Source organism: Thauera sp. SWB20, assembly GCF_000831325.1.
Taxonomy (GTDB): Bacteria; Pseudomonadota; Gammaproteobacteria; order Burkholderiales; family Rhodocyclaceae; genus Thauera; species Thauera aminoaromatica.
Window position 1 is genome coordinate 672,036 of the sequence record NZ_JTDM01000021.1, and the last position, 13,508, is coordinate 685,543.

Sequence of the window (13,508 nt, forward strand, 5' to 3'; positions counted from 1 at the left end):
TGCTCTCTTGTCGGATTGGTAGGGGGTGCGGGATCAGGGGGTCAGGATCGCGCGGCGGCTGAGCTTGTGCGCGTGAGCCGCCTCGAAGACCTCGTTGATCTGCGCGAGCGGGTGGCGCTCGACGAAATTGGCGAGGTTGATGCGGCCGTCGAGCACCAGGTCGAGCGCGGCCGGGTAGTACTCGGGCAGGCAGCCCCAGTTGCCGAGCGCGCGGGCATGGAAGGCCATCAGGTTGGAGAGGCGAACCTCGACCTTGTCCATCGTGAAGCCGACCACCGCGAGCGTCGCGCCGTGATTGATCAGGCTATAGGCGTTGGTCTGGCCGGCACCGCTGCCCGAGCATTCGAAGATCTTCCAGCGCGTGGTGCGCAGGCCGTTGGCCTTGGCGTGCGCCTCGATCGCCTTCTTGAGGTCGCGTCCGGTCACCTCGCGCGCATTGAGCGTCAGCGCCGCACCGTACTTCGACATCAATTCGAGCTTGGCCGGATCGACGTCGATCGCCACCACGCTCGCACCGAAGGCGTTGGCGATCTGCACCGCGTAGCCGCCGACGCCGCCCACCCCGATCACGATCGCGACGTCGCCAGGCTCGACTCCGGCCTGCGTTACCGCCTGGTAGGGCGTGGTGACCGCGTCGGCCACCACCGACACGTCGGCGAGTTGCAGTCCGGCGGCGGCGAGGCGCTTCTCATCGACCGCGCACAGGCCGCGCGCCGGCACCACGATATGGGAGGCGAAGCCGCCCTGGATGTCGTTCCCGGGCATCACCTGGGCGCGGCAGATGGTGCCGTGTCCCGACGTGCAGAGCTCGCAGGTCCCGCACGGCATCACCGCCGGCACGACCACCGCGCGGCCGACCCACTGCCCCGCCGCGCTGCCCGCGCCCACCACCCGGCCGCTGATCTCGTGGCCGAGCGCGAGCGGCAGCGGCTGGTTGGTGCGCACGCCGTCGTAGTAGTAGCCGAGATCGGTGTGGCAGACGCCGCAGCCGGCGACCTCGACCACCACCTGGTCGGCGGCCAGCTCGCCGATCTCGAACTCGGTGCGGACCATCGGCCGACCCGGCTCCACCATCATCCAGCGATACGGTTTGGTGCTCATCTACCCACTCCTTCCGTTTACGTTCGCGTCAACTTTGATCGATCTGATTGGCGACTGGATCGACTGCTTCCTGCCGCCGCGTTGGATGCAAAGTTAAATCAGGCCGGCAGGAGGGCAGTTGACCAAAGTCAACAGATTGACGTTTGCGTCAACGTAAACTTCGACACATCGGAGGTGAGCGCTGCGAAGGCGGCGCTGCAACCCAACCAGCCTCCGGTCGGCGCCGTGCCCGCTTCACCCGAGGGGGACGCGCGCATGGGCCCTGAACAGGACCGCGCCGGCACCCGCCGGTCGAAGGTCGAACATTGGAGAACGAGGATGACAGCCCGATCGGTATCGATAACATTCGCCGGCAGCGGCGGCGCGGGGGTGATGACCGCAGGCAACATGCTGCTCGACGCCGCCGGCCGTGCCGGCTGGTATGCCTACATGACCCGCTCGTCGGGCGCGCAGATCCGCGGCGGCGAGGCCGCCGCGATGATGCGTCTGTCTACGTCGCCGGTGCAGTCGCACGACGATCAATATGATCTGCTGGTCGCCATCGACTGGGAGAACGTCGGGCGCTTCTCCGCCGAGATCCCGATGACCGCCGATAGCCTGGTCGTCGGCGATCCCGACGGCGGCGAATTCCCCGAGGCCATCCGCGCCAAGGGCACGCGGTCGGCAGACATCCCGTTCAAGAAGATGGCCAAGACGATCGAGGGCGGGCGCCCCAACATGATCGCCCTGGGCGCGGTCGCCGGCCTCGTCGGCCTTCCCGAGGACGCCGTGCTCGGTGTGGTCCGCGACTCGCTCGCCAAGAAGGGAGAGGCCGCGCGCACCGCCAGCGAGGCATCGGTGCGTGCAGGCATGGCCTTCGCGGCCGACCTGCCGCCCTGCCCCCGCCTGGCCACCGCCCAGGGCCAGAGCGAGCGCCTGTGGAGCATCACCGGCAACGAGGCCGCCGGTCTCGGCGCGGTGCGCGGCGGCATCCGCTTCGTCGCCGCCTATCCGATCACCCCGGGCACCGAGGTGCTGGAGTGGCTCGCACCCAACCTCGCCAAGCTCGGCGGCGTGCTGGTGCAGGCCGAGGACGAGCTCGCCTCGATCAACCAGATCATCGGCGCTTCCTACGCCGGCGTGCCCTCGCTGACCGCGACCTCCGGCCCCGGCCTGGCGCTGATGACCGAATCGCTCGGTCTCGCCGTCGCCTCGGAGACCCCGATCACCGTGGTCAACGTGATGCGCGGCGGCCCCTCCACCGGCATCCCGGTCAAGTCCGAGCAGAGCGACCTCAACATCGCGCTCTACGGCCTGCACGGCGACGCCCCGCACCTGGTGGTGGCGCCCAACTCGCTCGCCGACTGCGCCTTCGCCACCCAGTGGGCGGTCCATCTCGCCGATACCCTGCAGACCGCCGCGATCGTGCTCTCCGACCAGTCCCTCGGCCAGAGCCGGGCGACGATCTCGCCGCCCGCCGATCCCGGCTTGCGCGCGGTCCGCCTGATGCCCGAGGGCGAGGCGGCCGAACGCTACCGCCGCTACACCAACACCGCGTCGGGCGTCTCGCCGATGGCCGTACCCGGCATGAAGGGCTACCAGTACACCGCCGACGGCCTCGAGCACAACGAGTTCGGCACCCCGTCCAGCGGCGCGGCCGACCACAGCGCCCAGCTCGACAAGCGTCTGCGCAAGCTCGCCCTGCACGACTACGGCACGCACTGGGCCGACATCGAGGGCGACGGCGACATCGCCGTGCTGACCTGGGGTTCCACCACCGGGCCGGTGCGCGAGGCGCTCGAGCGCTTCCGCGCCAGCGGCGGGCGTGCCCGCCTGGTGTCGATCCGCCTGATCTCGCCGGTGCGCCCGGAACAGCTCGCCGCCGCGCTCGCGGGCGTGGCGCGCGTGCTCGTGGTCGAGCAGAGCCATGGCGCCCAGTTCCACCGCTACCTGCGCGCCCACTACGACCTCCCGGGGAGCGTGCGCGCCTTCCACCGGCCCGGCCCGCTGCCGATCCGTCCGAACGAAATCTTCCGCCAACTGGCCGACTGGAGCTGAACATGGAAGCCACATCCACCTGCCCGAGCTACTCCGCGCGCGACTACAAGTCCGAGGTCAAGCCCGTCTGGTGTCCGGGCTGCGGCGATTACTCGGTGCTCGGCTCGATCACCAAGGCGCTCGCCGAGCTGTCGATCCCGCCCGAGCGCGTCGCCCTCGTTTCCGGCATCGGCTGCTCCTCGCGCCTGCCCGCCTACACCAACGTGTTCGGCTTCCACGGCGTGCATGGCCGCGCCCTGCCGATCGCCACCGGCATCAAGGTATCCCGCCCCGAGCTCACCGTGATCGCCTCCGGCGGCGACGGCGACGGCTTCTCGATCGGCGGCAACCACTTCATGCACGCCTGCCGGCGCAACGTCGACATGACCTACATCGTCATGGACAACGAGGTCTACGGCATGACCAAGGGCCAGGCCTCGCCGACCACCGCGCCCGACTGGGAGAAGAGCAAGCTCACCCCGCAGGGCACCGGCATCAACCCCTTCCACCCGCTGGTGATCGCACTCGCCGCGGGCGCGAACTTCATCGCCCGCGGCTTCTCCGGCGACCAGAACGGCACCGCGAAGCTCATCACCGAGGCGATCCGCCATCCCGGCTTCTCCTTCGTGCAGCTGCTCAGCCCCTGCGTCACCTTCCGTCCCGAGCAGCGCGACTGGAAGGACATGGTGCATCCCGCCGCGGTCGACCCGACCGACGACCCCGCGCGCGCCGCGCGCCGCCTGATGTCCGACGATGGCTTCAACGTCGGCGTGCTCTTCCGCGGCAGCCGCAAGCCCTTCCAGCCCGGGCAGCCGGCGAGCGTCGATTCAGTTGCAGATCTCGAGAAGGAGTTCGTGTTATGAGCAAACCCGATCCGCAGGAAACCGGCATCCACTCGGTGGAGCACCTGCTGGCCCATGCGCTGGCGATGGAAGTCGAGGCGGTCGAGCGCTACGAGGCACTCGCCGACCAGATGGAGACCCACAACAACCGCGACGTCGCCGTGCTCTTCCGCAAGCTGGCCGAGATCGAGAAGCTGCACGTCGACAACGTCAACGACATCAGCGAGGGACACACCCTGCCCCACATCGCACCGTGGGAATACTCCTGGGAAGCCCCCGAGAGCCCGGAGGCGCCGTCGGTGTCGGCAGAAGGCCTGCACTACATGATGCATCCCTACCAGGCGATCGCGATGGCGCTCGAGGCCGAGCGCCGCGGGGTGGACTTCTACGACCGCCTCGTCGCCCAGGCCGAGCGCGAGGACATCCGCAAGCTCGCCGCCGAACTGTGCGAGACCGAGCGCGAGCACGTCACCCTGCTCGAAGGCTGGCTCGCCCGCTTCCAGCCCCCGCCCAAGGGCTGGAACGAGGACCCCGATCCGCCCTTGCTGCAGGGTTGAGGAGCAAGGGGTAAGGCGCCAGACATGAGGCGCCAGGAGCGATGCGCGCGCTGGGAGACCAGCGTGCGCATCGGCTTTTGGAGGTCGGGCGAAAGATGCCTGCGGAGAGGATGAAGGGAAATCCCGAGCGAAGGATCTCGAGCTGCGCCCGTCCGCCGTCGACCGACGACACTGCGACCGGATGTGACGAGGCGCCAGGCCGAGAGGTCTTCACCCCCCCAGGCCTGACGCCTCACATCTCACATCTCACATCTCACGCCGTCTGATCGACGCTCAGCTCGTAGCCCGCCTCGCGCAGGCCCTGCACGACCGCGCCGGCATCCTTGGCCTCGAAGCGGATGGTCGCGGTGCGCAAGCCCTCGGACTGCGGCGTGCGCGGCGACACCACCGAGACGATGTAGCCGCCCTGCGCATTGACCGAGGCGAGCAGCGCGGCGAGCTGGCCGGCGCGATCCTGCAACTTCACGGTGATCCGCGTCGCACCCTCGACCCAGCAGCCGGTGATGTCGAGGAAGAAATCGAGCAGGTCCACGCTGGTGACGATGCCCACCAGGCGCCCGGCGTCGTCCACCACGACGAGGCAGCCCAGCTTCTTGGGCCGCATCATGCGCGCGGCCTCCTCGATCTGCGTGCGTGGCGAGCAGCTCACCACCGACTTGTGCATGATGTCCGCCGCGGTGATCTTGGACAGCAGGTACTTCACCTCGCCGACGTCGAGCGTCGTGATCATGGACGGCTGGGCGCGCTGCACGTCGCGATGCGAGATGATGCCCAGCACCTTGCGATCCTGGTCGATCACCGGCACGTGGCGCACCTTCTTGAGCCGCATGATCTCGGAGACCTGCGAGAAAGAGGCCTCCGGACCGACGTGCAGCACCTCCCGGGTCATGATGTTTTCGACGAACATGGGTCACTCCAGTTGGAAGAAGAAACAGCGGTAAACAGCGGGTTCGAGACAGCACAAGAGGAATAGCGGGCACGCGACGCGGCCCCGGCCGGACACGGACCAGCGCGCATGCGGTCGCCGGATCTGCGGCTGGAACGCAGTTTATCGGAAACCCACATCCCCAAGCAGCGCCTATAGTTAACGCTAACGTTAACTCTACACAAAAAAATTACGTTCACGTCAACGTTACTGTTTGACAAATATCAACCGACCGGTCAGTCATAAGTTCTAGGATTCATCCCATAAGCCAAGAAGGGGGAGCGGGCGGCCTCAGCCTCGCCCGCACACCACCGGAGGAGACACCTGATGACCGTCAGCAGCCCACAGGGCACAACCAAGGTCGCCACCTACTGTTACCAGTGCGTGGCGGGGCCGGACCTGCTCAAGGTGAAGGTCGAGGACGGCGTGGCGACCGCCGTCGAGCCGAACTTCGACGCCGAGGACGTGCATCCGGCCGCGGGCCGGGTCTGCGTGAAGGCCTTCGGCCTCGTGCAGAAGACCTACAACCCGAACCGCGTCCTGCAGCCGATGAAGCGCACCAACCCGAAGAAGGGGCGCCACGAGGACCCGCGTTTCGTGCCCATCTCCTGGGATGAGGCGCTCGACACCATCGCCGCCAAGCTGCGCGGCATCCGCGAGACCGGCCTGCTCGACGCCTCGGGCTACCCGCGCGTGGCGGCGAGCTTCGGCGGCGGCGGCACGCCCACCGCCTACATGGGCACCTTCCCCGCCCTGCTGGCGGCCTGGGGCCCGGTGGACATGAGCTTCGGCAGCGGCCAGGGCGTCAAGTGCTACCACTCCGAGCACCTCTACGGCGAGCTCTGGCATCGCGCCTTCATCGTCTGTCCGGACACGCCGCGCAGCAAGTACATCCTGTCCTTCGGCAGCAACATCGAGGCCTCGGGCGGCGTATGCGGCGTTTGGCGCCACGCCGCCGCACGCGTCGAGCAGGGCGTCAAGCGCGTGCAGGTCGAGCCGCACCTGTCGGTCACCGGCGGTTGCTCCGCCGAGTGGCTGCCGATCAAGCCCAAGACCGACGCCGCCTGCATGCACGCGATGATCCACGTGATGCTGTTCGAGAACGCACGCTCGCGGCTGGACATCGATTTCCTCAAGCACATGACGGCGTCGCCCTACCTGGTGGCGCCCAATGGCTTCTACCTGCGCGATCCCGACACCCGCAAGCCGCTGGTGTGGGACCTCAAGTCCGGCAAGGCCGTCGTCTTCGACACCCCCGGCATCGATCCCGCGCTCGACGGCGACTTCCTCGCCTCCGGCCTCGAGGTGCTGCCCGACCAGGAACTCGTCACCCATGAGGCCGCGCCGGTGCGCAGCGCCTTCGGCAAGCTGCTCGACCACGAGCGCACCTTCACCCCGGAGTGGGCGCAGGGCATCTGCGACGTACCGGCGGCGACCATCCGCCGCATCGCCAACGAATACCTCGACCATGCCGAGATCGGCGCGACGATCGAGATCGAGGGTCGCACCCTGCCCTATCGCCCGGTGGCGGTCACGCTCGGCAAGACGGTGAATAACGGCTGGGGCGGCTACGACTGCTGCTGGGCGCGCACGCTGATGGCCTGCCTGGTCGGCGCGCTCGACGTGCCCGGCGGCACCATCGGCACCGCGGTGCGCCTGAACCGCCCAGCCAACGACCGCCAGAGCAGCGCCAAGCCGGGCGTCGACGGGTTCATGGACTATCCGTTCAACCCGACCGACAAGGAAAACTGGATCTCGCGCCCGCAGATCCGCAACGCCAACCGCACCCTGGTGCCGCTGGTGGCCAACTCGGCGTGGAGCGCCGCGCTCGGTCCCACCCACCTGGCCTGGATGCAGCAGCGTCACGGCTTCGAGAGCTTCCCCGAGCCCACCCAGCCCGACGTCTGGTTCTTCTACCGCACCAACCCGGTGATCTCGTTCTGGGACACGCCCCAGGTCGCCGAGGCGGTGGCGAAGTTCCCCTTCGTGGTCGCCTTCACCTACACCCGCGACGAGACCAACCACTTCGCCGACATCCTGCTGCCCGACTGCACCGACCTCGAAGGCCTGCAGATGCTGCGCATCGGTGGCACCAAGTACGTCGAGCAGTTCTGGGACCACCAGGGCTTCGCGCTGCGCCAACCGGTCGTGCCGACGCAGGGCGACACCCGCGACTTCACCTGGATCAGCACCGAACTGGCCCGCCGCGCGGGCATCCTCGAGCCGTACAACAAGGCGATCAACCGCGGCGCCGCAGGCGTGCCGCTGAAGGGGCCGAACTACGATTTCTCGCTGCAGCCCGACCACGCCTACGGGGTCGAGGAGATCTGGGACGCGAGCTGCCGCGCGGCCAGCGCCGAGCTCACCGAAGGCGCCGAGGACCACGGGCTGGAGTGGTGGAAGGAGCACGGCTTCCGCACCATCGAGTATCCGCGCCTGCAGTGGTATCTCTATCCCCACCTGGTCGACCAGGGGCTGCGCTTCGAGATGCCCTACCAGGAGCGCATCTACCGCATCGGCGAGGAACTCGGCCGCCGCCTGCACGAATCCGGCATCGACTGGTGGGACCGCCAGCTCACCGAATACCGCCCGCTGCCCGAGTTCCACGACTTCTCCCACCTCATCAAGCACGCGGTGATCTCCAACCTGGGCGGGCGCGACGAGGACTTCCCGTTCTGGCTGCTCACCGCGCGCAGCATGCAGTACTCCTGGGGCGGCAACGTCAGCCTGCAGATGGTGCGCGAGGTGGCCGCCAACGTGAAGGGCCACCGCGGCGTGATCATGAACCCGACGGCCGCACGCAAGCTCGGCATCGAGGACGGCGACCTCGTCGAGGTGCGCTCGCCGCTGCGCGAGACCCGCGGTCGCGTCGTGCTGCGCCAGGGCATCCGCCCCGACACCCTGCTGATGGTGGGTCAGTTCGACCACTGGATCACGCCCTACGCGAAGGACTTCGACGTCCCCAGCATGAACGCCCTGGTGCCGATGCTGATGGACCTGACCGACGCCACCGGTTCGGCCGCCGACATCGTGCCGGTGTCGATCAAGCGCATCGGAGGTGCCCAATGACCCGCTACGCCATGGTGGTCGACCTGCGCCGCTGCGTCGGCTGCCAGACCTGCACCGCCGCCTGCAAGCACACCAACGCCACCCCGCCGGGCGTGCAATGGCGCTGGGTGCTCGACGTCGAGGCGGGCGAATTCCCCGACGTCACCCGCAGCTTCGTCCCGGTGGGATGCCAGCACTGCGACGAGCCGCCGTGCGAGACGGTGTGCCCCACCACCGCCACCAAGAAGCGCGCCGACGGTCTGGTCACCATCGACTACGACCTGTGCATCGGCTGCGCCTACTGTTCGGTCGCCTGTCCGTACAACGCGCGCTACAAGGTCACCCGCGACACCCCCGCCTATGGCGAGGGCAAGATGGCCAACGAGGTGAAGCGTACCGACCCGGCGCGCATCGGCGTGGCCACCAAGTGCACCTTCTGCTCCGACCGCATCGACTACGGCCACGCCCACGGCCTCGTGCCCGGCGTCGATCCCGACGCCACCCCGGCCTGCGCCAACGCCTGCATCGCCAGCGCGCTCACCTTCGGCGACATCGACGACCCCGACAGCAAGGCCTCGCGCCTGCTGCGCGAGAACGAGCATTTCCGCATGCACGAGGAGCTCGGCACCGGCCCCGGCTTCTTCTATCTCTGGGAGAAAAAGCAATGAGAGGCGTCGAACCCGAACTGCAGCCCTTCTGGGACGAACGTGCCGCGGGCAACTTCATCGGCGGCGGCACCGGCGCCGGACTGCTGCTGTGGAGCGCGATCGCGGCCAGCGGCCACGGCACCGCGATCGGCCTGCCGCTCTTCCTCGCGCTCGCCTTCATCGGCGTCGGCCTGTTCTGCGTGTGGATGGAGATCGGTCGTCCGCTGCGCGCGCTCAACGTCTTCTTCCACGCGCGCACCTCGTGGATGACCCGCGAGGCGATCGTCGCCGGCCCGCTCTTCCTGTGCGGCCTCATCGCGCTGCTCAGCGGCTGGTTGTTCTTCGCCTGGCTCGCCGCCCTGACCGGCCTGGTCTTCCTGTACTGCCAGGCGCGCATCCTGCAGGCCGCGCGCGGCATCCCGGCCTGGCGCGAGCCGGCGCTGCTGCCGCTGATCGTGGTCACCGGGCTCGCCGAAGGCGCGGGCATGCTCGCGCTGCTCTCGCCGCTGCTCGTCCGCTCGCCCGGCGCCGAGTTCGCCTTCCCGCTGCTGGTGCTGGTCGTGCTGCGCTTCTGGCTGTCGCGGCGCTACGCCGCCCATCTCGCCCGCCCGAACAACGCCCCCCTGAAGACGCTGCGCGCGCTGCGCGAGAACGATCGCCACTTCCTCCTCCTCGGCCACACCCTGCCGGCGGCGGTGCTGCTGATCGCGCTCTTCGCCGGCGGCAGCTTCGGCACCGCACTGCTCGCGCTCGCAGGCATCGCGGTCGCCGCCAGCGGCTGGCTGTTCAAGCTCGCGCTCATCACCCGCATCGCCTACACCCAGGGTTTCGCGCTGCAGCACGTTCCCGCGCGCACCCCCGGCTATTCGCACCCCGGCGTCAAGCCGGGCTGGAACTGAACCCCTCCCTCCACCCCGGGGCGGCGGACCATGCCGGACCGCCGCCGAAATCAGGAGCAAAGCGCATGTACGAGGTCAGGATCCATGGTCGTGGCGGGCAGGGCGCGGTGCTTGCGGCCCAGCTGCTCGCGACCGCACTCGTGTTCGACGGCAAGTACGCCGTCTCCATTCCCGCCTTCGGCTTCGAGCGCCGCGGCGCGCCGGTGGTGTCCTTCATCCGCGCGAGCGAACAGCCGATCCGCCAGCTCACCAACATCTACGCACCCGACTGCATCGTCTGCGTCGATCCCGCGCTCGCCCGCACCGTGAACATCTTCGCCGGCCTCAAGCCCGGCGGCACCCTGGTGCAGGCGACCTCGCGCCCGCTCGCCGAGATCGACGTGCCCGACAGCGTCGGCACCGTCGGCCTGTGCGACGCGGTGCGCATCGCCACCGAGATCTTCGGCCGCCCGATCACCAACACCCTGATGCTCGGCGCCTTCGCGCGCAGCACCGGCCAGGTCTCGCTCGAGGCGCTGAAGAAGGTGATCGAGCAATCCGATTTCCGCGACGCCGGCCTGCGGCAGAACCTCGACGCCCTCGAGCGCGGCTATGCGGAAACGACCGTGCACACCCTCGAACGGAGGATCACAGCATGAGCGAACGCCACCAACACTACCCGGCCTGGCACCTCAAGGAGGCCGGGGTTCCCGACGACCTCTGTCCGGTCGCCACCGAGCAGAGTCCGATGTTGCCGGGCGACTGGCGCAGCTTCCGCCCGGTCGTCGATCGCGACAAGTGCGTCAAGTGCGCGGTGTGCTGGCTCTACTGTCCGGTGCAGTGCGTCGAGGAGCACGCCGCCTGGTTCGACTTCGACATGAAGACCTGCAAGGGCTGCGGCATTTGCGCGCACGAATGCCCGCAGCGGGCGATCACCATGATTCCGGAGGCGCAATGAACACCACCACGCTCGACACCGCTCCCACCACCGAAAAGCGCCCGGCACCGCAGCTGATGCTGTGCGAGGGCAATGAGGCCGCCGCGCTCGGCGTCGCGCTCGCCCGCCCCGACATGGTCGCGGTGTACCCGATCACGCCGCAAACCTCGCTGGTCGAGAAGCTCGCCAAGCTCATCGCCGACGGCAGGATGGACGCCGACATCGTCGATGCCGAGGGCGAGCATTCGGTGCTGTCGGTGCTGCAGGGCGGCGCGCTCGCCGGCGCACGCACCTACACCGCGACCTGCGGCCCCGGCCTCGCCTTCATGTTCGAGCCCTACTTCCGCACCTCGGGCATGCGCCTGCCGCTGGTGATGACCATCGTCACCCGCGACGGCATCACCCCGCAGTCGGTGTGGGGTGGCCACCAGGACGCGATGACGGTGCGCGAGGCGGGCTGGATCCAGATGTACTGCGAGACCGTCCAGGAAGTCCTCGACACCACGGTGATGGCCTTCCGCCTCGCCGAGCATCACGACGTGATGCTGCCGGTGAACGTCTGCCTCGACGGCAACTACCTCTCCTATGGCACCTCGCGCATCGAGATGCCCGATCAGGCCGAGGTGGACGACTTCATGGGACACAAGGACGTCAACTGGCACGTCGCCCTCGACCCGCTGCGTCCGATGGCGGTCGACCCGCTCACCGGCGGCTCGGGCGGCAACGGTCCGGAGACCTTCGTGCGCTACCGCCGCGGCCAGTGCGCCGGCATGAAGAACGCACTGCACGTGATCACCGAGATGCACGAGGACTGGGCGCGCCGCTTCGGCGAAGCCCACCGCTTCGCACCGCTGGTCGAGGAATACCGGCTCGACGACGCCGAGTACGCGATCATGACCCTGGGCAGCATGACCGGCGCCGCCAAGGACGCGGTCGACGAGGCCCGCGCGGCCGGCGAGAAGGTGGGCCTCATCAAGATCAAGACCTTCAGCCCCTTCCCGGTCGAAGCGCTGCAACACGCGTTGCGCGGCGTGCGTGCGCTCGGCGTGGTGGACCGCTCGGTCAATTTCCGCTGGAACTGCGGCCCGATGTTCCAGGAAACCCTCGGCGTGCTCTACCGCCTCGGCCGCCAGGTGCCGGCGCAAAGCTTCATCGGCGGCCTGGCCGGCGCCGACCTCACCGTCACCACCTTCCACCGCGTCATCGACGAGACCCGCGCCCTGCTCGAGCGAGCGCCCTCCGACGAGCCGGTGTGGCTCAACGCCAAAGACTGAGCGCCAAGGACCGAGGAAACCGCCATGCACACCACCGACTACCTGATCGCCGGCAGCAGCCACGCCGCGCTCGAGGCCATCAACGCGATCCGCATGCACGACGGCGACGGCAGCATCACCGTCGTCACCCGTGATCCGCACCGCCCCTACTCGCCCACCGTGCTGCCCTACGTGGTCTCGGGGCGCTCGACGCCCGAACGCGTGTTCCTGCGCGACGACGACTTCTTCACCGCGAACAAGGTCGATTACCGCAGCGGCTGCGCGCTCGCCGGCCTCGACCCCGCGGCGCATCAGGCGCGCCTGGCCGACGGCAGCACCATCGGCTACCGCAAGCTGCTCCTCGCCACCGGCGCCAGCCCGATCGTGCCGCCCATCCCCGGCATCGAGCGCGTCGACTACCACGTGCTGCGCACGCTCGACGACGCCACCCGGCTGCGTGCGGCGATGGCCGCGTCGAAGAACGCGGTCGTGCTCGGTGCCGGCCTGGTCGGCATGCACGCCGCCGAAAACCTGGTCAAGGCCGGGGCCAGCGTCACCATCGTCGAGATGAGCAAGCAGCTCACCTCCGGCTACTTCGACGAGGTCGCCGCCGGCATGATCGAGCAGGCCTTCCTCGGCAACGGCGCGAAGATCCGCACCGGCCACCGCGTCGTCGGCCTCGAGCCGAGCGCCGACGGCGCCACCCTGAAGCTCGACAACGGCGACACCATCCCCACCGACCTGCTGCTGGTCGCGGTCGGCGTGCGCCCCGAGCTCGGTTATCTCGACGGCAGCGGCATCGCCACCGAGCGCGGCATCCTGGTCGACGACACCATGCGCACGAGCGCAGAGGACGTCTGGTCCGCCGGCGACTGTGCGCAGGCGCGCGGCTTCTTCACCGGCACGCCGGTGATGAACGCGATCCTGCCCGACGCCACGCTCCAGGGCCGCATCGCCGGCATGGCGATGGCGGAAGATCCCGGGCTCAAGCCCTACGCGGGCGGTCTGCCGCTCAACACCTACCACTTCTTCGGCCGCCACGCGATCTCGGTGGGCAGCGCCGCGGTCCCCGAGGGCGGGCGCGCGCAGGTGCGCTTCGACGCCGCGAGCGGGCGCTACCTGCGCGCGGTGTTCGACCGCGACGAGCGCCTGACCGGCATCTTCGGGGTGAATGAATTCTTCGATGCCGGCGTGATGGCCCAGCTCATCCTGCGCCGCACCGATCTCGGACCGCTGCGCGAACGCTTCTTCGCGCAGCCGCTCGCCACCGGCCGCGAGCTCATGTCGCAGCTCTGGCGCTAAGG

General features: G+C 68.9%; 12 protein-coding genes. 10 read left to right on the forward strand and 2 right to left on the reverse strand.

Annotated elements, in window-relative coordinates; translation table 11 throughout:
• Window positions 1–33 precede the first annotated feature (33 nt).
• Entirely contained in the window at window positions 34–1,101 is a 1,068-nt protein-coding gene (gene had, locus PO78_RS20380) for a 6-hydroxycyclohex-1-ene-1-carbonyl-CoA dehydrogenase (protein ID WP_004303023.1), read from the reverse strand.
• Window positions 1,102–1,419: 318 nt separating this feature from the next.
• Between had and PO78_RS20385 the strand changes: the two genes are divergently transcribed.
• From PO78_RS20385 to PO78_RS20395, 3 genes are read left to right on the forward strand one after another with little or no spacing between them, the layout of a single operon-like run.
• Window positions 1,420–3,138, forward strand: a complete 1,719-nt coding sequence (locus tag PO78_RS20385; protein ID WP_012585756.1) for a 2-oxoacid:acceptor oxidoreductase subunit alpha — start codon at window positions 1,420–1,422, stop codon at window positions 3,136–3,138.
• Between the two features lie 2 nt (window positions 3,139–3,140).
• Window positions 3,141–3,980 (forward strand): 2-oxoacid:ferredoxin oxidoreductase subunit beta, encoded by an 840-nt coding sequence (locus tag PO78_RS20390; protein WP_004303021.1) that lies wholly within the window; start codon window positions 3,141–3,143, stop codon window positions 3,978–3,980.
• Complete coding sequence (locus tag PO78_RS20395) at window positions 3,977–4,516, forward strand: ferritin-like domain-containing protein (protein ID WP_043746498.1); 540 nt, start codon at window positions 3,977–3,979, stop codon at window positions 4,514–4,516. Before PO78_RS20390 ends, PO78_RS20395 begins: the two co-directional genes overlap by 4 nt.
• A 253-nt stretch (window positions 4,517–4,769) precedes the next feature.
• Here the strand turns inward: PO78_RS20395 and PO78_RS20400 are convergent, their stop codons facing one another.
• Window positions 4,770–5,423, reverse strand: coding sequence for a CBS and ACT domain-containing protein (locus tag PO78_RS20400; protein WP_004303019.1), 654 nt, complete (start codon window positions 5,421–5,423; stop codon window positions 4,770–4,772).
• 345 nt (window positions 5,424–5,768) lie between these two features.
• Here PO78_RS20400 and PO78_RS20405 point away from each other — a divergent pair, with 345 nt between their 5' ends.
• The 7 genes from PO78_RS20405 to padH all read left to right on the forward strand — a co-directional run bounded on the left by PO78_RS20405 (window position 5,769) and on the right by padH (window position 13,506).
• Window positions 5,769–8,510 (forward strand): molybdopterin-dependent oxidoreductase, encoded by a 2,742-nt coding sequence (locus PO78_RS20405; protein WP_012585757.1) that lies wholly within the window; start codon window positions 5,769–5,771, stop codon window positions 8,508–8,510.
• Window positions 8,507–9,157, forward strand: a complete 651-nt coding sequence (locus PO78_RS20410) for a 4Fe-4S dicluster domain-containing protein (RefSeq protein ID WP_004303017.1) — start codon at window positions 8,507–8,509, stop codon at window positions 9,155–9,157. Before PO78_RS20405 ends, PO78_RS20410 begins: the two co-directional genes overlap by 4 nt.
• Window positions 9,154–10,035, forward strand: a complete 882-nt coding sequence (locus PO78_RS20415) for a DmsC/YnfH family molybdoenzyme membrane anchor subunit (RefSeq protein ID WP_043746502.1) — start codon at window positions 9,154–9,156, stop codon at window positions 10,033–10,035. Before PO78_RS20410 ends, PO78_RS20415 begins: the two co-directional genes overlap by 4 nt.
• 65 nt (window positions 10,036–10,100) lie before the next feature.
• Window positions 10,101–10,673: an NADH-dependent phenylglyoxylate dehydrogenase subunit gamma gene (padE, locus tag PO78_RS20420; RefSeq protein ID WP_004303015.1), complete on the forward strand. Its 573-nt coding sequence runs from the start codon at window positions 10,101–10,103 to the stop codon at window positions 10,671–10,673.
• Entirely contained in the window at window positions 10,670–10,972 is a 303-nt protein-coding gene (gene padF, locus PO78_RS20425) for an NADH-dependent phenylglyoxylate dehydrogenase subunit delta (protein ID WP_004303014.1), read from the forward strand. Before padE ends, padF begins: the two co-directional genes overlap by 4 nt.
• On the forward strand, window positions 10,969–12,225 hold the full coding sequence (gene padG / locus PO78_RS20430) for an NADH-dependent phenylglyoxylate dehydrogenase subunit alpha (protein ID WP_004303013.1): 1,257 nt from the start codon (window positions 10,969–10,971) through the stop codon (window positions 12,223–12,225). Before padF ends, padG begins: the two co-directional genes overlap by 4 nt.
• Window positions 12,226–12,249: 24 nt before the next feature.
• Window positions 12,250–13,506: an NADH-dependent phenylglyoxylate dehydrogenase subunit epsilon gene (padH, locus tag PO78_RS20435; RefSeq protein WP_004303012.1), complete on the forward strand. Its 1,257-nt coding sequence runs from the start codon at window positions 12,250–12,252 to the stop codon at window positions 13,504–13,506.
• Window positions 13,507–13,508 lie beyond the last annotated feature (2 nt).